We start from the raw sequence: 23,701 nt of genomic DNA, 5'->3' as shown, positions 1-23,701 counted from the left end.
TGTCCTTCTTGGTCGTCTTGTTACTCGGCGGGGACGCTTTGCATGTCTCCGCCGTCGCGCGCCGCATCAATCAGGGCGCGGCGCGCAATGGCATAATTGTCTTCACCGCCGGCGCGTTTAGCACGGCGGTCATCCAGAATACGTTCGACGGCATCCAGACGCCCGGCACGCAGACCCGAGTCGATGGTAATGCGTTCAAATACATCACGTTGTGCGTGGCTTCCACCGGCCAGTTGCATTGAACCGCGCGCCGCCAACAGGTGATCAAATGCCGTGCCATAATGGCCGTCACCAAAGGCTTCAAGGCCCATGGCGGCCGCGACACCGGGATCGGCCATACGGCGGGTGGTGTCGTCATTGGCACGCGCTGCATCCTTGTTCATGCGGGTCAGCATCTTGGCGGTGGCGTCGGCGCGGTTGTCACCGGTCAGCGCCAGTAGATAGTGCAGATCGGCGAAGATCAGGCAGCCGTCTTCGGTGCGCGCAGCACTCAGGTCAGCCAGTTCTTCCCAGCGATTTCCGACATTTACGCCTTCAAGTTCAAGCCGCATCAGCAGCGAAGTTCCGTTCGAGATGTCGCGGTAATCGTCGGTTTTGTCCTTGCGGACGTGGTTGTCATACAGATCCATCACCTGATCAATCTGACCCAGATCCAGATGCATCAGAGCCTTATGCCACCAGACGTGATAGCGGAAGTTGTTGCAATGGGCCCAGGCCGCCTCGCGTCCGGCCAGCCAGTCAAGGCCCAGCTGCGCGTTGCCGGTCATTTCATGGACATGGGCCACCGCGTGCAGACCCCAGGCATCGTCGGACACCATCCAAAGCGCCTGACGTCCTGCAATTTCGGCCTTTTCGTAGGCTCCGGTTTCTTCCAGCGCGAAGGAATGGCAGCCCAGCAGATAGCCGCGACCGGGGTGATCGGGTTCATATGCTGGCATTACCCGTTCGATCGAACGGCGCATTCCATCCGGATCCCCCAGAACGAAACGGGTCGCATGGCTGAGTTTCATCGCCAACGTATCCTGTGGGTGATCGCGCAGAACCGCTTCGAACTTTTGCACCGCCTGTGTCAGGTGTCCCGCCAGATACAGCCCCAATGCATCGACAAACAGCCGCTCGCGCGCCGAGACGGGCTGCCGGCTCATCGCAGCATTGGCAGCCGCCAAAGCCTCGACTGCAACCGCCATCATCTCACGCCGACCGAGAAGGGCCATGAACAGGCCTTTCACGGCATGACCCAAAGCAAAATCGGGCTCAAGCTCCAACACTTTGCCCAGATGTTGGGGTGTAGCCGCGGCATGCGCCATAAACCCAAGCAGAACACCATTCCAGGCTTCGACAGCTTCCGGCTGCGCCAAGGTGTTCATCTGTCCAAAAACGTCTTGTTTCATACTTGGGTCCAATCTGATTGCGGTATTTGACACTGTTTGATGTAACAGAGTGTGCGAGAGCGGCGTATCAGTATCGACCCCGCTCTCGAATTGGTGAAATGTCGTGTGTAAGAAAGTCGAAAAAATCCGCCGATTCAAAGGCATGTTTCAGCAACTTGCCGCCTAGTTGTGCAAGTGTTTCAATCGTCGAACGGGTTTTCAGCGCTTAACACCCAGTCAGTATCGGCCCCGCAGGTGGGTGGCGCGCTGCGATATGTTACAGGCGTGCGTGACAAGTTCAGGGGATTCCCGATCAGGTTCACGATACCGGGCTGGGCCTGCATCGAAATCTGCATTTTTCGTGCTGCCACCTGTTCCGTATCAAAAACCTGATCCAGCGTCTGGACCGGTCCTACGGGCACTTTCACGGCTTCAAGACCGGAAATTACTGATCGTGTATCCAGACCTTGGACAGCGGGCCGTAGAATGGCGTTTAGCGCATCACGGTGTTCCAGTCGCGCCGGGTTGGTCACGAATCTGGGGTTGTCGGCAAGTTCGGGTTGTCCCAGGAAACCGCACAGCTTTCTGAACTGGCCATCATTTCCAACCGCCAGAATGACATGCCCATCGGATGTCTCGTAAACGTCATAAGGCACGATGTTGGGGTGCCCGTTTCCACGGCGCTGCGGAACGTTGCCAGAAGTCAGGTAATTGACGCCCTCGTTGATCAGCCATGCGATCTGAGAATCAACAAGTGCCAGATCGACCTGCTGACCTTCACCGGTCAGGTCGCGGTGGCGCAGCGCGGCCAGAATGCCAACGCTTGCATACATTCCGCACATCACATCAGCGATGCCGACCCCCACTTTCATCGGCGCGCCTTCCGGGTCGCCGGTCAGGGACATGATCCCGCCATAGCCCTGTGCCATCAGGTCATAGCCGGGTTTGCTGGCATTTGGCCCGGTTTGGCCGTAGCCCGAGATCGAGCAGTAAACGAGGCTAGGGAATTCCTGCGACAGGGTGGCATAGTCCAGCCCGTATTTCGCGAGACCGCCGGGTTTGAAATTCTCAATCAGAATATCCGCGTGTGAGGCCAGCCGCCGTACTTCCGCCTGACCTTTCTCGGTTGCGATATCCAGGGCCACAGATTTCTTGTTTCGGTTCGCTGACATGAAATAGGCGCTCAGGTCCGAACGGTTGCCATCGGCATCGGTGACATAGGGCGGACCCCATTGCCGCGTGTCGTCGCCCCCGGTGGCAGGGTTCTCGATCTTGATGACACTTGCGCCCAGATCACCCAGCAACTGCGTGCAGGTTGGCCCGGCCAGAATACGGCTGAGGTCCAGAACTTTGACGCCCTTCAGCGGGCCCTCAGATGCGGCCATCGTATCCTCCACGGTCGATTTCAGCGGCGATGACGGTAAATGTCTCGGCCTTTACAGCAGCTTCAAGTGCTGCACGCAACTCTGCCCGGTTGCGGACAGTGTGGCCGTTCCCACCAAATGCACGGGCCATGGCGGCGAAGTCATGGTGGTCGAAATCCACACCATTATTGACCATCTGCCGCTGCCGTTGTTTCAACTCGATAAGGGCAAGGCTGGCATCTACGAAGACAAGAAAGATCGGATTGCCGCCCATTTGAGCCGCCGTAGACAATTCCCCGGCGACCATCAGAAACCCGGCATCACCCGAAAAGCTGATCACCGGGCGGTCGGGCTCGGCCAGTTTCAGACCAATGGCCATTGGGACAGCACAGCCCATGGTGCAGAGCGCCGAGGATTGGATCAGCCCACGTTCTTCGCTGCATTCCCACATCTGGCTCAGCAGAATGCGATGCGCGCCGCTGTCAGCGGTTGCGAGTGTTTCGGGGGGCAGGGTCGTGCGCGTTTCGGCGATGACAGCGGCGGGTCCCCAGTCCTCATCGGTGGGAAAGGCCAATGCCAGTGCGGTTTTGACCTGCGCGGGCTCACCACCCGGCCATGTCGTGCGGGCGGGGTTTCCCTTGGCAATGGCCTCAAGCGTCTCGCCCGTGTCGGCCACCAGATTAAGACCCGCCTGATGCATGTAGTGGTCATTGATCACCGCTGATATGTCGATGACGCGCTTTTCTTCGGGGTCCCAGATTTCGCGCCAGCCGGGGCGCATTTCGATCGGGTCATACCCCAGACACAGCACCAGATCGGCTTGTTCGACCAATGGGACAAGGTGCTTGTCTGCCAAAGGCGACAGGCCAGCGCCGCCCAAACACAATGGGTGATCTTCGGGAACAACACCCTTGGCCTTGTAGGTGGTCACAAATGGAATTCCGAAATGTTCCAAAAACGCCTGCACCACACTGCGCGAGTCGTCATAGAGGACATCGAGACCAATAATGGCGATTGGGCGCTCGGCCTCAGCCACCCAGCGCCGGGCTTTTTCAAGGCATTCACCATTGGGACTGACAGGCGCGACCTTGGCCAGACGGCGGCGTTTCACACCCGTCACTGGCGTATCGGCGACCGAGATCGGAACATCGATATGGACCGGGCCCGGTCGCGGCTGTGTGGCAAGCGACACCGCCTTGTCTGCGACGATATCCGCGCCCTTGGCCGTCAGTGTGAACGTGCCCTTGGTGATGGAACGGTAAACCTGGCTGTGGTCCATAACCTGATGAGTATAGGTCAGCGCCTCGTCCGCATCGACGCAACCGGTCAGAACGATCATCGGAACACGGTCCTGCAAGGCATTGGCCACCACATTGATGCCGTTCATCGCGCCCGGACCCAGAGTGGCGACCAGAATCGCAGGTGCGCCGTCGCGGTGATGCACGGCCTCGGCCATGAATCCGGCCGAGTTTTCATGTTTTGTCAGATGAAAGGTGATGCCCGCCTTTTCAAGCGCATCCACCAGTGTCAGCACCTCACCCCCCGGCATTCCAAAGGCGTGGCGGCACCCCGCTTCATACAGGCGTTGGGCCAGAAGATCGGCGGCGCGCGGCGTGGGGTCCTGCATCAGTCATGCTCCGAGATAACCGTTTCGAAGCAGATTGCGGAGGACGCCACCAGACGCAAGGCGGATCACGTCAGTGTGACTATTTGACTGCGTCTTCAGCGACAGATTGAAAGGTTTTATCAAGTTCTGCAGCAATGTCCTGCAAGGCTTGTCCGCCTTCCGCCATGTAAGGGTCAAACACGAAACTGGGGGTCTTGTAAGACAGGGTTGCGGTTCCGTCCTCGTTCTCGGTGACATAGAAACGGATCGGTGCTTCGATCATCGCATTGGTAGAGGTCTCCAGCACCCTTACCGCGTAATCGTTGTTGAACGCGCCAATAACCAGATTGCCCGGAATGGTGATTCCGCGCGCCGCAGCAGCCTTGGTGGGTCCAGCCTGCGTCACCACAATCAGCCCGTTGTCCTTGATCGCAGCCTTGGTTGCATCGACCAGTTCCGAGTAGGTCTTGTCCGCAGGAAACACGGCCCAACCGGTTGGGGCGTCTTGTGCCCAAACGGGTAAAGTGATCAGGCAGAGCAAGGGAATGAGGGCTTTCATTGTTACGTCTCCTGTATTGAGGTGCAACCTGTGTGCCAGACCTGACCGATCCGCGTCATCACAAACCCGTGTTCACGTGCCCGTTCGTTATTTCTGCCGCGTCTTCAACAGGTAGATATCCATGATCCAGCCATGTTCGGCGCGGGCCTTCGCCCGGGTCTCAAGGATGTTCTGCGCAACCTCATCCAGCGGGCCACTGATCAGAACCTCTTCTTTCATACCCACATAGGCGCCCCACCAAATGTCATAATCTGCCAAATCAAGGGTTTGGAACGAGCATTCGCCGTCCAGCATCACCGCGACGTTCGAGGCCGCATCGGGCCAGCCTTCATCCCGGATACGACGACCGGTTGTGACAACGTAGGGCGCGCCCAGATCATTGATCGGAATCGCATGGGCAGCGGTCAGCGCCTGCAACGCGGTGATGCCGGGGATAACCTTGGTATCGGGTTGCGGGTTCAACCGGGCAGCGATGCGCAATGAGCTGTCATAGAGGGACGGATCTCCCCAGATCAGCAACGCGACATGCTGCGCCTCTGGATGAGCGGCAATGGCCGCTTGCCAGCGCAGGGCGATGGCGTCGTGCCATTCATCGACACCGCGCAGGTAACCATCGTCGGCCCGACGTTGGGGAATATCGAAATAGGCGACCTGTGGCGGTGTTTCGGCGACACGCTCGATGATCGCTTCACGCAGCCCGGCCAGATCAGCCTTGTTTTCCCCTTTGCGCGGAATCAGGATCAAATCTGCCGCCCGGATCGCCTGCGCGCCCTGAAACGTTACATGATCCGGATTGCCGGTGCCGATGCCGATCAAGCTCAAATCAATCATCGTCGAACTCCGCCAGCGGGCCGTAAAGGATCAGCGCAGGTGCTTTGCCGATCTCGGTTTTCAGCTGTTCCGCCAGCGCGCCAATCGTGGCGCGTTGCAGTTTTTGGTCGGGTGTTGAGACGGATTCGGCCATAAGCGCCGGAGTATCCAACGGCAATCCTTGCGTGTGCAGGGCTTCGACCAGCAGGGGAAAGGTGCGCTTGCCCATGAAAACGACGGTCGTGGCCTGCGGATCAGCCAGCGCTTTCAGGTTCAGGTCGTCGGGCAATTCACCACTGACGTCATGGCCGGTCACGAACTGGACCCGCCGGGCCGTGAGCCTGCGCGTCAATGGAATGCCTGCGGCCGCTGCCGCTGCCACTGCCGAGGGGACGCCAGGAATGATTTCATAGGCGATTCCGGCTGCGCGCAGGGCGACAAGCTCTTCCTCAAGCCGTCCAAACATACCGCCGTCTCCGGATTTCAGGCGCACCACATGCTGACCGGATTGCGCGTAATCCACCAGCAACCGGCTGACATGGTCCTGCTTGGGTGACGGACGACCGGCCCGCTTTCCGACACCAACCAGATCCGCATCGTCGCGCGCATGGCTCAGGATCGGGCCGCTGCTGAGATCGTCGAACAAGATCGCGTCGGCCTTTTGCATCCGGTCCACCGCCTTGAGCGTCAGCAGTTCCGGATCACCGGGGCCAGAGCCGATGAAAGAGACAAAGCCACTCATGCCGACGCCTCCGCAATCAGGTGAAAGAACGTGCCAGTGACATTGCCACGCAGTGATCCGGTTTGCGGGCCTTCTTCCCCTTCGGCGTCAAACACGCGTGCCAATGGGGCGTCCGGTTGGTCCACGATCGAGGAATAATGGAACTCGTGTCCGCGCAATGCCGATCCTTTGGCAAAGCCGGGCATAGGGGCCAGAAGGGCGGCCTTTCTATAACCAAGGTTGAACTTGCGCTTCTGATAAGATGTGACAAGGCCCAGCAAACCAGCCATTTCATGGTGCACGCCGTCCTTGTCGATCAGCGCCTGACCAAGCGCCATGTAGCCGCCGCATTCTCCGTGCACCGGTTTTGTTTCCGCGTGTTTACGCAAACCACTCAGAAAGGTGGTGGCCGCTGCCAATGTTCCGGCGTGCAATTCGGGATACCCGCCGGGCAGCCAGACCAGATCGGCATCCGCCGCCGGAGGTTCGTTTGCCAAGGGTGAAAAAGGCAAGATCTCGGCACCCGCATCGTGCCACCCTTGCAAAAGGTGGGGATAGGTAAAGGAAAAGGCGGCATCACGGGCCAGCGCGATCCGCTGGGCCGGGGGCTGCGGCAGTGCGGCTGACGAAGGTCCGCTGGGGCCTGAGGAAGCTGCCCGCTTGATTGCGTCAAGGTCCACATGTTCTCGTAAAAACGCGGCATAGCCTACAATGGCGCTTTCCAGATCGGGGTGTTCGACAGCCTGAATAAGTCCCAGATGCCGCTCTGGCAGGGTCAAATCACCACGGCGGGGCAGCACGCCCAGAACAGGCAGGCCCGCGCGCTCCATTCCCAGACGGGTCAGGCGTTCGTGGCGGGGGCTGGCGCATCGATTCAGGATCACTCCGGCAAAGGGCAGATCGGGATTGTACATCCTGAACCCCAACGCCGTTGCCGCCGCTGATTGTGCCTGCCCGCCCACATCCAGCACAAGCACAACGGGCCAGCCCATGCGCAGGGCGGTCTCGGCGCTCGAACCGTGCCCGACTTCGCCAGGCTTTGCGACACCGTCGAACAAACCCATCGAGCCCTCGGCCACCACAATGTCAGCGCCTTCGGCCTGAGCAGAAATTGCACTGAGCAGGGGATCTGCCATCGCCCAGCTGTCCAAATTGAACGAAGCCCGCCCGGCAGCTGCCCGGTGAAAGGCGGGATCGATATAATCCGGCCCGCTTTTAAAGGGTTGCACGGTCAGGCCATCTTCGGCCAGCGCGCGCAAAAGGCCCAGCATGACTGTCGTCTTGCCAGTACCCGAAGAGGGTGCTGAAATCAGAATACCCGGAGGGTTAGTCATCACCATGGCTCCAGCTTGACCAAGGGCTGTCGGCACTTTGCGGGCGATAGCGGCGGTCGTAATCTCTGGAATAAAGACAGCTTTCGTCAAAACCCTCACCGGCCAGCGCAGGGCCGACCATGATCAAAGCCGTGCGCGAGATACTTTCATCCAGCGACCCTTTCAGGGTTTCCAACGTTGCCCGGATGATCTGTTCATCCGGCCAGCTTGCGCGATACACAACGGCCACCGGGCAGTCCGGGCCATAAGCCGGGGTCAGGTCTGCAATAACCTTGTCCAGATTGCCGATTGACAGATGAATGGCCAAAGTCGCGCCGGTACGGGCAAAATTAACGAGGGTTTCACCTTCGGGCATGGATGACGCGCGCCCCGGCGTTCTGGTCAGAACCACCGACTGCGCTAGTCCCGGCAGGGTCAGTTCGGTGCCCAGGGCCGCTGCCGCGGCGGCAAAGGATGGTACGCCAGGGGTCACACTGACCGGAATGCCCAAGTCTTTCAGGCGGCGGATCTGTTCGCCCATCGCCGACCAGACTGACAAATCGCCCGAATGCAGCCGCGCCACATCCTGACCCGCTTTATGCGCGACTTCGATCTCGGCCATGATCTGGTCCAGATCCATGGGCGCAGTGTTGATGATTTTTGCGTCTTTGGGGCAGTGGCTCAGAATTTCCGCTGGCACCAGCGACCCGGCATAAAGGCACACGGGGCACGAGGCGATGATGTCGCGCCCACGCAATGTCAACAGGTCTGCAGCGCCCGGTCCGGCGCCGATGAAATGAACGGTCATGTTTGTCCTCCGATGGCGATGGCGCAGGTGGCCAGCCGGTCGTCCGAAATATGTCTGGGTGAAAGCAGTCGCGCGCCGGACCCGGCGGCGGCAAGGGCCGATGCTTCGGCAACGCTGCCGGTGCCATAAGCGGCACGGCTGCGGTTCGAGCATGTCAGGGTGCGTTGTCCGGCCAAATCGGCAGCCGCCACGAAGTGCAGCGGAAGAGCAAGGCTTTCCGCAAAGGCCACCAGCGCAGAGTGGCCGTTTTTGTCAGCGACCGTCGCCAGAGCTTGGACATCATGGCTGGCCGCTGCCGCGTCATAGGCGGCGCGCAAACTGTCTGCCGTCGCGTCGGATGAAAAGCCCAAGCCTGCCACGATCATAACGTCACGCTCCACTGGACAACCGGATAGGCAGATTTCCAGCCGCGCCGCGGTCCGAGGGGTGCAGAATGAGCCAGTTCGATCCGCAACAGGTCTCCGCCCAGGTCTTGGTGCCATCGCGCCAACAGGGCTTCGCTTTCCAGAGTTACCGCGTTGGCGATCATCCGGGTGCCAGCGGGCAGGGCGTCGCGAAGCCACGCCAGCAGGCTGGCGCTTAGCCCACCGCCGATGAAAACCACATCCGGCAGTGGCAAACCGGCCAGCGCTTCGGGTGCTGTGCCGTGGACAACCTGTAACCGATCCTGCCCCAGCGCGTCGGCATTGCGGCGAATGCGTTCGGCCCTGTCGGCGCGGGGTTCGATACTGGCGGCGGTCAGGGTCGGGTCGCACATCAGCCATTCAATACTGATCGAGCCGGTGCCACCGCCAATGTCCCACAGATGTTCGCCCCGCTGCGGTGCCAGTGCGGACAGGGTCAGTGCCCGGATCGGGCGTTTGGTGATCTGGCCGTCGGTTTCAAATAGATCATCCGGCTTGCCCGAGGCCTTGGACAGTCCCTGCCCAGTGCCGGTCACTTCCAACCCGACGCAGACAGGATGATCGAAGGTTCCCAGCAGAGCTTCGGTCAGGCTCACTGTCTGGATGCTTTCCCGCGGGCCGCCGAGGGCCTGCATCACATGCAACGCGCTGTCGGCAAAACCGGTTTCGCTCAGATATGTCGCCAGTTCAGCAACCGCCTTGCCGTCACGCAAAAGCACAATGGCATGAAGATCCGGGGCCAGATGCGGCCGCAATCGGGTCAAAGGCGCAGCGTGCAGGCCGAACGTCGGCGTGCTTTCCAAAGGCCAGCCCAGCCGCGCGGCGGCCAGCGAAAACGTGGACTGGCCGGGCAGGGCGGTCCACTCTTTGGCATCGAAGTTACGCGCGATGACGGACCCTGCGCCAAACCAGAACGGATCACCTGACGCCAGAACCACCGTCTGCCGTCCGCGCAGGCCTTTCAGGATCGGCAATCCGTCCGAGAACGGCACCGGCCATTCGACCCGTTCAGCCTCGTTTTCCGGCAGCAGCGACAGGTGACGAGGCGGCCCCATGATCACTTCGGCCCGGTCCAGCACTTGACGGCTTGCAGGCGACAGGCCATCAAGCCCATCTTCGCCCAATCCCAAAACGGTCAGCCACGGAGACTCAGACATGCCCAACCTCCTGATTCTTGGCGGCACGACCGAGGCCAACGCTTTGGCCAAAGCTGTTGCGGAACAAGGGATTACGGCTGTGTATTCTTATGCGGGACGGGTGGAAACCCCGCGTCCGCAGCCGTTGCCGGTGCGAGTTGGCGGGTTTGGCGGCCCGGAAGGTCTGGCCCACTACATCCGTGAAAACGCGATCACCCATGTCGTGGATGCGACCCATCCATTTGCGGCGCAGATGAGCCGGAACGCGATTGAGGCGTGTCACACAACTCAGGTTCCACTGGCCGCCTTGACCCGCGCGGCGTGGAAGCCGCAACCCGGCGATGTCTGGCACCGCGTGCCCGATATCCCTGCCGCCGTCGATGCGCTTGCAGGTGATCCTCAGCGTGTGTTCCTGGCTGTCGGACGTATGCATCTTGAAGACTTTGCTGCCCAGCCCCAGCACCACTACCTGCTGCGTCTGGTGGACGAACCCGACAGCTTGCCCTTGCCTCTGGCGCAGATTGTCGTGGCCCGGGGTCCTTTTGCAGAAGCCGATGACCGCGCACTGATGCAGCAACATAGGACGCAACTTGTGGTGTCCAAGAACGCGGGCGGCTCGGGCGCGCGCGCCAAGCTGGACGCAGCGCGGGCGCTGGGTCTGCCAGTGCTTATGATCGACCGCCCGGTGCTTCCCAAGCGGACCGAGCTTTCGACTGTCGCACAGGTTCTGGACTGGCTGTCTCATCCCTGATCCTCGACCGGGGTGAAGCGTGGCGTATAGACGATCGGCGTGCCATTGCGTTCGATGACGCGAGTGCGCGAGGAGCCGACAATTACCACGGTCTGCATATCCGCCATCTCGGGCGTGGCCTCGGCCAGTGTGGAAATCCGGATCGCCTCATCCGCTCGTGACACGGCGCGCGCAAACAGGATCACCCGCTCGGGCTCGCATTCTTCGCGCAGGATTTCCAACGTCTTTACAAGACCTTCCGGGCGAGACTTCGAGCGGGGGTTGTAGAATGCCATCGAGAAATCGGCCTGCGCAGCCAAGCGCAGGCGTTTTTCGATCAGCGACCAGGGCTTTAGGTTGTCGCTAAGGTTGATGGCGCAGAAATCATGCCCCATCGGAGCGCCTGCGCGGGCAGATGCGGCCAGCATCGCGGTGATCCCCGGCAGCACATCTATCTGAATGTCACGCCATTCTGTTGGGCCATTCTCCAACGCTTCGAACACAGCTGCAGCCATAGCAAACACACCGGGATCGCCCGAGGACACAACAACCACCCGCCTGCCGTCGGCGGCCATTTGCAGCGCGTGTTGCGAGCGGTCGATTTCAACCCGGTTGTCACTGGCGTGCAGGGTCAGGCCGGGGCGGTCGGCCACGCGGGCCACATAAGGGATATAGCCCACCACATCAGTGGCGTCGGCCAAAGCCGCTGTAACTTCGGGGGTGACCAGCGCTTCGTTGCCCGGACCAAGGCCTGCGATCTTGACCCAGCCGCTCATGGTCGGCGTCCCTGACCATGAACAACGATGATCGAGAAATACGGGGTGATCTTCTCGCAGGCCTCAGACAGTTTTGTCACCGTCTGGTTCGGCATTTGCGCGTATTCGACAATCCATGCGCGGTCGTACAACCCGGAGGTTTTCAGTGCGCGTTTCACCTTGTCGATGTTCCGCCCGATCTTCATCACGACCAAAGCATCTGTCTTCGCCATGCGTTCAGCCAGAACCTCCTCGGGCAGGGTGCCGACCAGAACGGTCAGCACATCATCCCCCCAGGTGATCGGATCGCCGGTGGCCGTCCATGCACCGGACATACCGGTGATGGCTGGTACAACCTCGACCGGAGCTTCGTCACGCAACCGATTGTAAAGATGCATGAACGAGCCGTAGAAAAACGGATCGCCCTCACACAGTACCACCACATCCTCACCCTGTTCCGACAGCGTCTTCAGGTGTGCTGTGCACTCTTCATAGAACGCGGCCAGCAACTCGTTATAACGCGGATCAGTGACCGGGATTTCGGTGGTCACCGGGTATTCCATCGGGAATTCAATCGCGCCTTCGGGGATCATCCCGTTGACGATTTTGCGGGCCTGACCGCTGCGACCCGGTTTGCGAAAGAATGCCACGTGTTTGGCGTTGCGTAGAAGGCGATCGGCCCGGACACTCATCAGATCAGGGTCACCGGGGCCAAGGCCCACGCCGTATATGGTACCCATTTTCATTCCGCCCGGCTTGCGATGGCGTTGATGGCTGCAACGGTGATGGCGCTGCCACCCAGACGGCCTTTGACAATGCAGGAGGGGACGGGTTGCGCCTGCCACAACGCGTCTTTGGATTCCACCGCTCCGACAAATCCGACGGGGCAGCCGATGATCGCAGCAGGGCGCGGGCAATCCGGGTCTTCCAGCATGTTCAGCAAGTGAAACAGCGCGGTGGGCGCGTTTCCAATGGCGACCAGAGCACCTTCCAGATGCGGACGCCAGAATTCCAGCGCAGCGGCAGAACGGGTGTTGCTCATCTTGGTGGCCAGAGGGCGCACGCGTTCGTCATGGAGGGTGCAGATCACCTGGTTGTCGGCAGGCAGACGGAAGCGGGTCACACCTTCGCTGACCATGCGCGCGTCACACAGGATCGCCGCGCCGTTTTCCAGCGCCGTGCGTGCGGCCTGCACAAATCCGGGTGAGAAATGTACAAACTCCTCCAGCCCGACCATGCCGGCGGCGTGGATCATCCGAACGGCGACCTGCTCTTCATCGGTATCAAAGCGGGCCAGATCAGCCTCGGACCGGATGGTGGCAAAGCTTTCCTTGTAGATCGCCGCGCCATCGGTTTCGTATGTATAGGGCATCAGGTGAAGTCCATGGTCATGAGTGTTTCGGGGGCGAGCCCGCGTTGGCAGGGCTCATCCCCTGCGCGGCCCTGTTTGACAAGATCAAATCGCCCGTTGTTGCCGACCACTGTGATCTCGGCCGGGCCCATATGGGCGCACCCCTTGGCGCAGCCCGAGACATGCAGACGACCGGGGATGCGCCGGGCCAATGCACGGGCGATGTCGCGGGTTTCCACCTGCGCTTGCGGGCAGAACGGCGCGCCGGGGCAGGCGTCGGTTGTCATCATCGGATCGGCTCCGTCCATGACGAAATCCGGGGAGGGTATCGCCGCCCCGCCTTCCAGCAGGATCAGCCGCCACGGGGTGACACGCAGGGCAGAAGCGCCGCTGGCTTCAACCAGTTCACAAAGCTTGCGCGCAGGCAGCGAGCCGAATGCCGCGCCGTAGAGAGCGCCCAGTTCATAGGGGCCGGGTTGCAGTTTTTCACCGATAGGACCGGGGGCAAGTCCCAGCCAATCCTGTGGCAGCGCGTGGGCGACCCGCGCCATGCGGCGTGTCTCGGCCGTATAGGTCTGGGCAAACCAACGGGCCAGCGCGATCACGTGGTCGATGGCGTCGCCTTCGGCCACACACCGCCCGGTTTTGCAGCCGTCGGCGCGCAGGATCAGACCGTCGGCACACAGTTCCAGACGAATATCTGCGGAATCCGAGGCCAACAGGCGCGTCGGGCCTGTATCTATGGCAAAACCGAACTTAGCGGGCAGAGCAGGCAGTTCCGCCAGTCGATCGATCAATTCCTGCGTCAGCCGCGCGGTCAAATCGCCCGCCTGATAGAGCGGAGTGACCAGAATATTGCGGCGTACTTCGATGCCGGGTTCCGCATCAAGCAAGTCCAGCGCCGCAAGCTCCACAAGCAACGGCTGGTGGTCGCGCTCATCCACGCCGCGCAGTTGCAGGTTGGCACGATTGGTCAGGTCAATGGTGCCGTTGCCGAACCGTTCAGCCAGTTCGCACAAGCCAATAGCCTGCCTGGCATTCAGTCGCGCCAGACGCGGACGGACCCGCACGACCAGCCCGTCGCCTGACATCATCGGACGATGCGCGCCGGGACACCAGCCTTGAACGATAGGTGCACTCATCTCAAACCCTCCAAATCGGCCCGGATCGAATTCCGGCGCGTGTTCCAAAGCCCCGCTTCCAGCAATGCACGGAACCTGTCTTGCATGGCCTGATGGGCCTTCGGGTTGGTCTCTTGCAGAAAGGTATCAACGGCCTCATTACCCAATGTGGCTTCGTGATAGAGATCAAACAGATGCGGAGCGACAGTGCCGGACAGATGCGCGAAAGAGGCCATGTGATCCAGCGTCGCAGCAATCTCGGCGGCGCCGCGAAAACCATGGCGCTGCATCCCCGCAATCCAGCCGGGGTTGGCTGCGCGGGCATGAACGACGCGGCTGATTTCTTCCGGCAGAGTCCGGGCGCGCGGATTATCTGGGTTGGTGTTGTCCAAATGGTAAAGCTGAGCGGTGCCCCCAGCGACCTTTTTGGCGGCGGCAAAACCGGCTTCATGCGTGGCATAGTCGTTGGCCAGCAGCAGGTCAGTTTCCGTCAGATCCTGGAGGTGAACAAAACTGTCGGCATTGGCGACACGATCCGTGATTCCCGCTTTGTCTTGCGCAATGTGTTCACCTTCCAGCGCGTACGAGCTGGCCTCAAGCCATGCTTCCCCGGCTTGGGCGCGCGCCTCGTCCGTATAGGTCTCGGACAGATGGGTCATGTTCAGGCCGTAACTGCCGGGTGCCGGGCCAAACACCCGCGTAGCCGGGGCGTGACCGGCATAGGGGTTCCAGTCGGTCGCTTCATCACGCTCTGACAAAGCCCGAACCGCCTGACCATAAAGGGCTGACAATGTGGGGAACACATCGCGAAACAAGCCCGAAACCCGCAGGGTGACGTCCAGACGCGGGCGGCTCAGGTCGGTGATGGGTAAAACTTCGATACCCGAAACCCGCTCGGATCCCTTGTCCCAAACCGGCTTTACACCCAGAAGGTGCAGGGCCATGGCGAATTCTTCGCCCGCAGTGCGCATGGTGGCCGATCCCCACAGATCGACAATCAGCCCTTTCGGGTAATCACCTTCCTCCTGCAAGTGCCGCCGTACCAGTTCCTCGGCCAGTTTCACGCCTTGCGTGTAAGCTGCGCGGGTGGGCACAGATCGCGGATCGGTGGTGTAAAGGTTTCGCCCGGTCGGCAGCACGTCAAGGCGGCCCCGATAGGGCGAGCCGGACGGGCCAGCCTCGATCCTCTTACCGGCCAGCGCATTGATCAGAGCATTGCGCTCGGCATGGGCGGATGGGGCAGGGTCGAAACTGCCGGTCACGTCCGGGACACGCCCATAGACGTGCAGCCCGTCGCCAAACTGACTTTCTTTGATATCGCAGACAAAGCGGTCAATGCGCGTGATAGCTTCGGCGGTGCTGGTGGCCTGATCCAGACCCAGATCGTTCTCCAGTCCAATGGCCTGTGCTTCTTCCCGGATATCTTCCTGCAACCGGTTACGGCGTCTGGGGTCAAGACCGTCCGCGTTTGAAAACTCGTCCAGCAGGGCTTCCAGCCGCACCATCCGGTCAGGCGTTCCGCTTTCTTTCATGGGAGGTGGGATGTGGCCCAGAGTCACCGCGCCGATCCGGCGTTTGGCCTGCGCGGCCTCGCCCGGGTCGTTGACGATGAACGGGTAGATCACCGGAAGGTCACGGATCAGTGCCTCGGGCCAGCAGTTTGCCGATAGGGCGACTGATTTGCCGGGCAGCCATTCCAGCGTGCCATGCGCACCGATATGGATCAGCGCATCCGCTCCAAGACCTTTGCGCAGCCACAAATAGAAGGCGACATAGCTATGGCGCGGGGTGCGCGAAAGGTCGTGATAGTCGTCATCGCGCAGCTCGGGTGTTCCGCGTTCTGGTTGCAGTGCGACCAGTGCCTTGCCGCGTCGCAAAGCCGTAAAGTGAAACGCGTCATGAGCGAAAATTGGGTCTTGCTCGGGATCGCCCCATACGGTGTGCAGATCGGTGCGCAGGGTCTCGGGCAATTCAGCGAGTGCACTCAGATAATCCTCAAGCGGCCACGATACCCGGGCGTCCAAGAGTGTGTCGGCAATCGGTTCGGCAGCCGTGATGTCGTAGCCTTCACCGTGAAGATCAGACAGCATCGCTTCGGCTGAGGCCAACGCGTCGAGACCGACCGCATGGGCCATCTGCCAGTCTTTGCCTGGATATGTGGACAGTACCAACGCGGGGATCTGGTCCGCCTTGGGTTTGTTATTCAGGGCGAGCCAGCCCGATACCCGGTCGATGATTGCCTCGATCCGGTCCGGCTCGGCCCGATGCGCAAAACGCGAGTATTCCAGATGCGGATCGCGCTTGCCCGGCTCTTTAAATGAGGCAACGCCTGCCGATATTCGCCCGTCCACTTCGGGCAATACCACATGCATGGCGAGGTCGGCGGGTGACAGGCCGCGTTCGGCCTCGGCCCAAGCCTTGCGTCGCGAGGTGGCGAGGGCGACCTGAAACACCGGCACATCCGCTGCGTCCAAAGGCGACGTGCCAGACGCGCCCTTACCTGAGAATGAAGTGGCGTTGATGATGGCCGATGGTCTCAGGGCAACGACCTGTTCCCTGAGCCAGTCGGCAGCGGCCGGGGCCTTGAGCGACGGGGCGAACAAACCCACCGCCTGGAGCCCGCGGGCGCGCAGGCTGCGGATCAGGGCCGCGACCGGAGCTGTGTCTGCTGATGTCAGATAAGCACGGTAGAAGGTTACGAGAATGCGTTTCGCATCGTTCTCGAACGCGGAATCCACCGGGATGACACCCTGTTCCGGGCACCACGCACCGCATTCGGGCAGGGTTTTCGCGCCCATCACCGGGCCGGCATAAAGCCCTGCTGCTAACGCCATCTGGGCCAATGCGGCCTGCGCGGCGACTTCTCCGCCGGTATCACACAGATGTGCCAGCCGCCGCAGGGTCGAGAGGGGCAGGGTCGAATACTCATCCAACCGAGTGTCTTCTCGCCCATCCGCCGGTAGAACGGCCAGCGCGATGCCTTTGGCCTGCGCCAGTGCCAGAACCTGTTGCAGCCCGTAAGACCAATAGGGCACGCCGCCGATCAGACGGATCAGGATGCCCTTTGCGCCTTCAAGTGTCTGTTCAACATAGGTGTCGACGGACAGGGGGTGTTTCAATGCAGCAAGATTGGCCAGCCGCATCGTGGGCATCCGCCCCTCAGGTCCGCCGCCGCGATGCCAGCCCTCCGCGAAAGCGCCCAGGTCACTGTCGGAAAAGGACAGTACAACCAGATCGGCCGGGCTTTGGCCCAGATCGGTTGGGGTCTCGGTTTCCTCGAGCCCGTGGCTTTCGCGAAAGACGACGTGCATGACTTACTCGGCAACCTCGGTCACACCCACTAGGATATCACGGATCTCAGCCTCTTTGATGTCGTCATGTTCGGCAATGACGACCAGGCGCGAGCGGCGCACCTCACCGGGTTCCCACGGGCGGTCGTATTGGTGACGAACCCGTGCGCCGACAGCCTGAACCAGCAGGCGCATCGGTTTGCCTGTGACGGCGGCATAGCCTTTGACGCGCAGGATATTAAGCTCAGTTGCCAGACGTTCAATCCTGGCAACCAGTTCCGCCGGGTCGGTCTGTTCCGGCAACTCGACGATGATGCTTTCGAAATCGTCATGCTCATGATCGTGATGGCCATCGTGATGTGACGGGCGCGCGTCCATGTCATCTTCGGCGGCAGCCTCAAGGCCAAGCACGACGCGTACGTCGACGACACCCTCGGCAACCTCGACGACAGGAAGCGGGCGCGGCGCCTCAGCGGCGATGATCTGTTTAGCTTTCGCGACACCTTCGGGACCTGCCAGATCGGGCTTGGTCAGCAGGATGATATCCGCGCACGAGATCTGATCCTCGAACACCTCGGACAAGGGTGTTTCGTGGTCGATCGAGTCATCAGCCAGCCGTTGGGCATCCACCGCTTCAACGTTCGGAGCAAAGCGACCGGCGGCCACGGCCTCGGCATCGGCCAGCGCAATAACGCCATCAACGGTAATTTTCGAACGGATATCAGGCCACTCAAACGCTTTCAGCAGCGGTTTGGGCAGTGCAAGGCCGGATGTTTCGATCAAAATGTGATCCGGGCGCGGTTCCAGCGCCATCAGCGCCTCGATGGTCGGGATGAAATCGTCGGCCACGGTGCAGCAGATGCAGCCGTTTGCCAGTTCCATGATGTTTTCCGCAGGGCATTCCGGAATCGCGCAGGACTTCAGGATGTCGCCATCAACACCCACATCGCCAAACTCGTTAACAACAATCGCAAGGCGCTTGCCCTGCGGGTTCTGCATCAGATGGCGCACCAGCGTGGTTTTGCCCGAGCCCAGAAAGCCGGTGATCACAGTGACGGGGAGTTTTTCAAGGTTCGACATGATCTCAGGCTCCAATCGGGGGAATGCGCGAGGCGCAGTTTTTGCGGAAATGTTCAGGACGGTCGCGCCATTTCACCAGACCATCGCCTGTGGCCAGATACTTAGTCGCGCCATCGATGATGACATCGACGTGATCGATTTCGTTCAGATTCTCGTAAACAAAGGTCCAGCGATCCGGCCCGCCCCGAAGAACGATGGAACAGCCCTGATCACAGTTCGAAAGGCATTCGACCTGTTTCAGAGTGATACCATCCGGCAGGACAGCCTGTTCCAGGGCCTTGTGCAACAATGTGCCGGGACGCTCAGCGTCATCCTCGACGGGCAGACCCCGGCGGCAAGTCGTGCAGACCAGTAGCTCTACCGGTTCGTTCTCGGTCATGTCTCTCATCCCCCCAAATCCTCTTCGCGGGGGACGGGGTTTCATGCGGGCACCACGTCTGCACATGGACCCGACACCGGAACACCCCGCCCGGTTTCAACTTCGGGTGTTGGCAGGTCTCCCGGCTTGCGGATGCCAGAGCGGTCGCTCTGTCGGATGTCCCGCCTTCCCGGCACAGGCCAGTGGCATTGGGCATCCTCTCCGGTCACGGTCGCGGGGGCGGCTGCGTTTGGCGGATGAACCGTTGACGCATTCCCTTTTCATCGGCTGTCGCCGACACCAACGACAGGGACATGCGGCACCGCTGACCCGCTTGTCAAGCGGTTCGCGCGCAACAAATAAGCCAAGGAGAAAAAAGCGACCTGTAGGCGTCGTTCGGCGGCATGAAGAATGTGTTCGGTATGTGGTCGCATGACGGGAAAACGACGAACTTGGAGATGCGTCATATGAAAGTGGGATTTATCGGTCTGGGTAACGTAGGCGGCAAGCTTTCGGGATCCCTTTTGCGCAACGGCATTGATCTGACTGTGCATGACCTGAACGCGGATCTGGTGGCCGAGTTTGTCGCCAAAGGTGCAAAGGCGGCTGAGGGGCCCGCCCAGTTGATGCGCGATTGCGATGCGGTGATCACCTGTCTGCCGTCTCCGGCAGCATCGGACGCAGTCATGCAGGAGATGTTGCCCGAAGTGGGCCCCGGTAAGATCTGGATGGAGATGTCGACCACCGACGAGGCCGAAGTCAAACGCCTGGGTGCCGAAGTCATATCGCGCGGCGGTGCGGCCGTCGATTGCCCGGTTTCTGGCGGGTGCCACCGTGCCGCGACAGGCAATATCTCGATCTTTGCGGGCTGTGACCGGGAAACGTTTGAACGAATTCTGCCGTTCCTGACGACAATGGGTCGTCGGGTTTTGCACACCGGCGAACTGGGCTCGGCCTCGGTGCTGAAAGTGATGACCAATTATCTTGCCACCGCCAACCTGATCACCTGCGCCGAAGCACTGGTTACGGCAAAGGCTGCGGGGATGGATCTGAACACGACCTATGAGGCGATCAAAATCTCGTCCGGCACGTCCTTCGTGCACGAAACCGAAAGTCAGGTCATCTTGAACGGGTCGCGCGATATTTCCTTCACCATGGATCTGGTGAAGAAGGATATCGGTCTGTTTCAGGAGGTCGCCGACCGCGCCGGGGTGCCGCTGGAAATAAACCCGGTGATGATCAACATCTTTAACGATGGTATCGCACGCTATGGCGAACGCGAGCTTTCACCAAATATTATCAAGCGGCTGGAAGAGGCAACCGGCCTGGATATCACCGCCCCGGGCTTCCCTGCCGAAATGACGGATGATGAGCCGGAGGAGCCGGGATACGAGGTTGTGCCACAAGGGCGCGCCTGAACGTAAAGCACATACCAGACAAAATCTCGCCCCTTGAACGAGCAGGGGTAGGCAGGTGTTCCGAAAAACACGCCATATCTGGCCCGCAATTCGACAGAATCGCGGGCCTTGAACGTCTTGAAATACCGAGCGTCGCACGCGTGTACTGCGGGGTTAAGTCAGCGATTTGGATGTTGTTGGAGGCGAGTACCGGAATCGAACCGGTGTACACGGATTTGCAATCCGCTGCGTCACCACTCCGCCAACTCGCCTTTTCAAGTAAAATCAAATACTTGCTGTGGTGTAACTGGGTTTTTAACAGCTTTCCTCGGGGGCGTCCAGTGGATTGCGTGCGAATTTGCCGGCAAGACTGAAATTTGCCGAAGTCCATGCCCAAGAAGGTGATCACGATTCAGGTTGCGGCAACAGGGGCGTTGCTGGAAGGTTCAGGATATGGCACAAGCCCGACATCTTTGGGAATGAGACGAGATATCCAATGACTGACTTCGCAGCCCGGCGCCGCACAATGGTTGATACACAGATCCGCCCCTCTGACGTCACCAAGTTCCCGATCATTGAGGCTATGCTGAGTGTTCCGCGGGAAAGCTTCGTACCCGATTCTCAACGCGAGGCGGCCTATGTGGACGGCCTGATTGATCTGGGTGGAGGGCGCAGCATGCTGGAGCCGCGGACCCTGGCTAAAATGCTGGACGTGCTGAACATATCCAAGGACGAGATGGTCCTCGATATCGCTCCGGCAATGGGATATTCCACGGCTGTCACCGCACGGATGGCTGAGTTGGTTGTGGGTGTTGAATGCGACGAAACCCTTGCAGCCGAGGCGCAAAACCTCTTGGCCGAAGCTGACGTGCACAACGCCATCATCCACGTCGGCGCGTTGGAACAGGGTGTGGCGGAACACGGCCCCTATGATGCGATCATGGTGCAGGGCGGTGTCGAGCAGGTGCCCGATGCCCTGTTGGATCAGCTCAAGGACCACGGTCGGATCGTGTGTCTGTTTGTCAACGGCAACCTGGGTACCGTGCGGATCGGTCGAAAAACCGGTGGTCGCGTCAGTTGGCGTGATGTGTTCAATGCCCATGCGCCGGTTCTGGAAGGTTTTTCGGCAGAGTGTGCATTTTCGCTATAGTCCGCCGATAGATTTTTCTATCGCCTTGATTAGTTGAAAAGAAGGCCGCAAACTGCCTGTAGGGCAGTGTAATTTCGTTTGAGAGGATTTTGGTATGCGTGGTTCGGCGACAGGTAAGCTGGTCAGGGCGTTTGCTGTGACCGCAGGACTTGCCATGAGCGTGATGCCAGGGCGTGCAGCGTGGGCAGACAACATAACGGATGCGTTCATCGGCGCGTATAACACCAGTGGTTTGCTTGAGCAGAACCGGGCGTTGCTGCGCGCGGCGGATGAAGATGTGGCCATTGCGCTTTCTGCGTTGCGGCCAATCATCAACTGGACCGTGCAGGTCAGCCAGGATTACACCCGTTCGCGGGTCAATAACGTCGTGACGACAAACGAGCCGTCGCGGTTCTTTTCGGGCCTGACGCTGAGCCAGCTTTTGTATGATGGCGGCGCGTCGGTGCTGGGCAAGCAGTCGGCGCAGGAAACGGTGCTATCGACCCGGCAAACCCTGATCGATATCGAACAACAGGTTCTTATCCGCGCAGCAAATGCCTATCTGGGCGTCCTGTTGCAGGAAGAGACCGTGGCGATCCGCCAGAACAACGTGGATGTGTCGGCAGAGGAACTTAGGGCGTCGAATGACCGCTTCGAAGTGGGCGAAGTAACCCGGACGGACGTCGCATTGTCCGAAGCGCAGCTGGCAAGCTCTCAGGCGGATCTGGCTGTGGCACGCGGTGAATTGAGCATTGCCCAGGCCGAATACGTGAACGCGGTCGGAAAGGCACCGGGGCGAACGGCTGGCCAGCCGAGCCTGCCCAATCTGCCGCGTTCCGAAGCTGAAGCTGTGAACCTGGCGCAACGCAACCACCCGGCCATTCTGTCGGCACAGCATCAGGTCAGGGCGTTCGATCTGGTCGTGCAGCAACAGCGGGCCAACCTTGGGCCGAATGTCAGCCTGAATGCCGACGCTGGCGTGTCCGAGCGCTATGACAATAGTGACTATGTGAACGACGCGACCGTGTCGCTGAACTTCAATCAACCCATCTACGCAGGTGGCCGGTTGGCGGCAAATGTGCGCCGCGCAATGGCCAGCCGGGATGCCTCGCGTGCGAATCTGCTGAACGTTCAAAAGAACATCACGCAGGGTGTGACCGACCGGTATGCGGCGTTTCAGGCGGCCAGCGCCAGTTTGAGGGCGTCAACCGAGCGCGTTAACGCCTCGCAGGTGGCATTTGATGGCATCCGGGAAGAGGCGACTCTGGGCGCGCGAACAACTCTGGATGTATTGAATGCACAGCAGGATTTGCTGGATGCACAGCTGGCGGAAGTTGCTTCGCGCACCGAACGGTCGCGGGCTGCCTATCAGTTGTTGCAGGCGCAGGGCCTTCTGACAGCCGAGCGTCTTGGGCTGGCGGTGCAAATCTATGATCCGACTTTGTATTACAACCTGGTCAAGAATGCACCTGCACAGGTCAGCAAGCAAAGCAAGGATCTGGATCGTGTTCTCAAAGCGTTGCGCCGGGACTGATCGCCAATACTATTTGTTGTGAGGCACGGATTGTTTGGCTACACTTGATCCAAGGATAGAGCGGTAGAGAACAATGTCTGATAATGTCGTGAAAGCAGGGATCGAAGACGTTCTGTCTTCGGTCAAACGTCTGGTCAGTGAAGACAGTCGTGATAAATCCGTCTCGGATCAAACGACTAAGGCACGCAAGCCGGGGCGGCTGGTGCTTACCGATGCTTTGCGGATCAGCACACCAGATCAGTTGGGAGTGATTCCCGCTAAAGTTGTATCCAAAGCCGAAGTTACAGATGCCGCCAAGCCGATGTTGCTGCGAACCTGTGACATCGTTCAGACGGGTCAACCCGCGAACGCCGACGAGGACAAGCCAGAAGCAGCCGAGACGAAACACGCCCCGTCGGATGATGCTGCAATCAGCCTGAGTGCAAAGATCGAAGCGTTGGAAGCGGCCATTGCACAAACAGAAGACCAGTGGGAACCGGACGGTGACAGCCAGGATGCATATTCGGGCACACCGTCACATGCGCTGCCATGGGATGTCGAAGAAGAATTTGCCGCTGCGATGTCGATTGATGCTGCTGGAGGCGATGAACCAGAGGCGGCTCAGCAGGACGAAGGTGCACCTTATCAGGCGGAATTCATCCGGTCGTCTCGGGCTGTTGTGTCTGATGCTGATGCCGAAGAACCTGATTCCGACGAAAACGTCAGGACGATCGACATGGACGAGGACGCTCTGCGCACCCTGATCGCAGAGGTTGTCCGCACCGAACTGCAAGGAACGATGGGCGAGCGAATTACAAGAAATGTGCGCAAGATGGTCAGACGAGAGATCGCCCGCGCTCTTGCGGCTCAGGATCTGGAGTAACGG

The 23,701-nt window shown here is 60.2% G+C and carries 22 protein-coding genes, 1 tRNA gene and 1 riboswitch; of the genes, 5 read left to right on the top strand and 18 right to left on the bottom strand.

Going from position 1 to position 23,701, the window contains the following annotated elements; translation table 11 throughout:
* Positions 1–20: 20 nt before the first annotated feature.
* From ACR0BF_RS12820 to cbiE, 10 genes are all read right to left on the bottom strand, one after another.
* Entirely contained in the window at positions 21–1,391 is a 1,371-nt protein-coding gene (locus tag ACR0BF_RS12820) for a tetratricopeptide repeat protein (RefSeq protein WP_480517646.1), read from the bottom strand.
* Between the two features lie 179 nt (positions 1,392–1,570).
* The gene (locus ACR0BF_RS12815; protein WP_480517644.1) at positions 1,571–2,755 is read right to left on the bottom strand and encodes a CaiB/BaiF CoA transferase family protein; all 1,185 of its coding nucleotides are present in this window, start codon (positions 2,753–2,755) and stop codon (positions 1,571–1,573) included.
* Complete coding sequence (locus ACR0BF_RS12810) at positions 2,742–4,361, bottom strand: thiamine pyrophosphate-binding protein (protein ID WP_480603096.1); 1,620 nt, start codon at positions 4,359–4,361, stop codon at positions 2,742–2,744. The genes ACR0BF_RS12815 and ACR0BF_RS12810 overlap by 14 nt, the downstream gene beginning before the upstream one ends.
* 79 nt (positions 4,362–4,440) lie before the next feature.
* Entirely contained in the window at positions 4,441–4,899 is a 459-nt protein-coding gene (locus tag ACR0BF_RS12805; protein ID WP_480517640.1) for a DUF302 domain-containing protein, read from the bottom strand.
* A gap of 87 nt (positions 4,900–4,986) precedes the next feature.
* Positions 4,987–5,730: a precorrin-6A synthase (deacetylating) gene (cobF, locus tag ACR0BF_RS12800; RefSeq protein ID WP_480625043.1), complete on the bottom strand. Its 744-nt coding sequence runs from the start codon at positions 5,728–5,730 to the stop codon at positions 4,987–4,989.
* Positions 5,723–6,451, bottom strand: a complete 729-nt coding sequence (gene cobA / locus ACR0BF_RS12795) for a uroporphyrinogen-III C-methyltransferase (protein ID WP_267363673.1) — start codon at positions 6,449–6,451, stop codon at positions 5,723–5,725. The genes cobF and cobA overlap by 8 nt, the downstream gene beginning before the upstream one ends.
* On the bottom strand, positions 6,448–7,770 hold the full coding sequence (locus ACR0BF_RS12790) for a cobyrinic acid a,c-diamide synthase CobB (protein WP_480625042.1): 1,323 nt from the start codon (positions 7,768–7,770) through the stop codon (positions 6,448–6,450). The genes cobA and ACR0BF_RS12790 overlap by 4 nt, the downstream gene beginning before the upstream one ends.
* Positions 7,757–8,551, bottom strand: a complete 795-nt coding sequence (gene cobM, locus ACR0BF_RS12785; protein WP_480625041.1) for a precorrin-4 C(11)-methyltransferase — start codon at positions 8,549–8,551, stop codon at positions 7,757–7,759. Before cobM ends, ACR0BF_RS12790 begins: the two co-directional genes overlap by 14 nt.
* Positions 8,548–8,916, bottom strand: coding sequence for a cobalamin biosynthesis protein (locus ACR0BF_RS12780; protein ID WP_480476793.1), 369 nt, complete (start codon positions 8,914–8,916; stop codon positions 8,548–8,550). Before ACR0BF_RS12780 ends, cobM begins: the two co-directional genes overlap by 4 nt.
* Positions 8,913–10,112 carry a precorrin-6y C5,15-methyltransferase (decarboxylating) subunit CbiE gene (gene cbiE / locus ACR0BF_RS12775; RefSeq protein WP_480625040.1) on the bottom strand — a complete coding sequence of 400 codons (1,200 nt, stop codon included), beginning with the start codon at positions 10,110–10,112 and terminating at the stop codon, positions 8,913–8,915. The genes ACR0BF_RS12780 and cbiE overlap by 4 nt, the downstream gene beginning before the upstream one ends.
* Here cbiE and ACR0BF_RS12770 point away from each other — a divergent pair.
* Positions 10,111–10,842 carry a cobalt-precorrin-6A reductase gene (locus ACR0BF_RS12770; RefSeq protein WP_480625039.1) on the top strand — a complete coding sequence of 244 codons (732 nt, stop codon included), beginning with the start codon at positions 10,111–10,113 and terminating at the stop codon, positions 10,840–10,842. The two genes, cbiE and ACR0BF_RS12770, sit on opposite strands and share 2 nt — an antisense overlap.
* On the opposite strand, the gene cobJ is transcribed toward ACR0BF_RS12770, so the two are convergent.
* From cobJ to ACR0BF_RS12735, 7 genes are read right to left on the bottom strand one after another with little or no spacing between them, the layout of a single operon-like run.
* A complete protein-coding gene (gene cobJ / locus ACR0BF_RS12765; RefSeq protein WP_480553846.1) occupies positions 10,833–11,597 on the bottom strand; it encodes a precorrin-3B C(17)-methyltransferase in 765 nt (254 codons plus the stop codon). The two genes, ACR0BF_RS12770 and cobJ, sit on opposite strands and share 10 nt — an antisense overlap.
* Positions 11,594–12,322 carry a precorrin-2 C(20)-methyltransferase gene (locus ACR0BF_RS12760; protein ID WP_480473500.1) on the bottom strand — a complete coding sequence of 243 codons (729 nt, stop codon included), beginning with the start codon at positions 12,320–12,322 and terminating at the stop codon, positions 11,594–11,596. The genes cobJ and ACR0BF_RS12760 overlap by 4 nt, the downstream gene beginning before the upstream one ends.
* Positions 12,319–12,948: a precorrin-8X methylmutase gene (locus ACR0BF_RS12755; RefSeq protein WP_480473498.1), complete on the bottom strand. Its 630-nt coding sequence runs from the start codon at positions 12,946–12,948 to the stop codon at positions 12,319–12,321. Before ACR0BF_RS12755 ends, ACR0BF_RS12760 begins: the two co-directional genes overlap by 4 nt.
* Entirely contained in the window at positions 12,948–14,069 is a 1,122-nt protein-coding gene (locus ACR0BF_RS12750) for a cobalamin biosynthesis protein CobG (protein WP_480625038.1), read from the bottom strand. Before ACR0BF_RS12750 ends, ACR0BF_RS12755 begins: the two co-directional genes overlap by 1 nt.
* On the bottom strand, positions 14,066–17,359 hold the full coding sequence (gene cobN, locus ACR0BF_RS12745; RefSeq protein WP_480625037.1) for a cobaltochelatase subunit CobN: 3,294 nt from the start codon (positions 17,357–17,359) through the stop codon (positions 14,066–14,068). Before cobN ends, ACR0BF_RS12750 begins: the two co-directional genes overlap by 4 nt.
* Positions 17,360–17,362: 3 nt before the next feature.
* The gene (gene cobW / locus ACR0BF_RS12740; RefSeq protein ID WP_480625036.1) at positions 17,363–18,418 is read right to left on the bottom strand and encodes a cobalamin biosynthesis protein CobW; all 1,056 of its coding nucleotides are present in this window, start codon (positions 18,416–18,418) and stop codon (positions 17,363–17,365) included.
* 4 nt (positions 18,419–18,422) lie between these two features.
* Positions 18,423–18,797 carry a DUF1636 family protein gene (locus ACR0BF_RS12735; RefSeq protein ID WP_480625035.1) on the bottom strand — a complete coding sequence of 125 codons (375 nt, stop codon included), beginning with the start codon at positions 18,795–18,797 and terminating at the stop codon, positions 18,423–18,425.
* Between the two features lie 94 nt (positions 18,798–18,891).
* A riboswitch (cobalamin riboswitch) is annotated at positions 18,892–19,096 on the bottom strand.
* A 102-nt stretch (positions 19,097–19,198) separates the two neighbouring features.
* Between ACR0BF_RS12735 and ACR0BF_RS12730 the strand changes: the two genes are divergently transcribed.
* The gene (locus tag ACR0BF_RS12730; RefSeq protein ID WP_480517776.1) at positions 19,199–20,194 is read left to right on the top strand and encodes an NAD(P)-dependent oxidoreductase; all 996 of its coding nucleotides are present in this window, start codon (positions 19,199–19,201) and stop codon (positions 20,192–20,194) included.
* A 177-nt stretch (positions 20,195–20,371) separates the two neighbouring features.
* On the opposite strand, the gene ACR0BF_RS12725 is transcribed toward ACR0BF_RS12730, so the two are convergent.
* Positions 20,372–20,445: transfer RNA gene (locus ACR0BF_RS12725), tRNA-Cys, on the bottom strand.
* A 224-nt stretch (positions 20,446–20,669) separates the two neighbouring features.
* On the opposite strand from ACR0BF_RS12725, the gene ACR0BF_RS12720 reads away from it, so the two are divergent.
* The 3 genes from ACR0BF_RS12720 to ACR0BF_RS12710 all read left to right on the top strand — a co-directional run bounded on the left by ACR0BF_RS12720 (position 20,670) and on the right by ACR0BF_RS12710 (position 23,698).
* Positions 20,670–21,323, top strand: coding sequence for a protein-L-isoaspartate O-methyltransferase family protein (locus ACR0BF_RS12720; protein ID WP_480517618.1), 654 nt, complete (start codon positions 20,670–20,672; stop codon positions 21,321–21,323).
* 94 nt (positions 21,324–21,417) lie between these two features.
* Positions 21,418–22,836, top strand: a complete 1,419-nt coding sequence (locus ACR0BF_RS12715) for a TolC family outer membrane protein (protein WP_480625034.1) — start codon at positions 21,418–21,420, stop codon at positions 22,834–22,836.
* 73 nt (positions 22,837–22,909) lie between these two features.
* A complete protein-coding gene (locus ACR0BF_RS12710) occupies positions 22,910–23,698 on the top strand; it encodes a hypothetical protein (RefSeq protein WP_480625033.1) in 789 nt (262 codons plus the stop codon).
* Positions 23,699–23,701: the final 3 nt, after the last annotated feature.

The organism is Ruegeria sp. AG7, from assembly GCF_056541545.1.
Note: the sequence above shows the minus strand (reverse complement) of the source record. Positions and strands in the feature narration are given on the sequence as shown.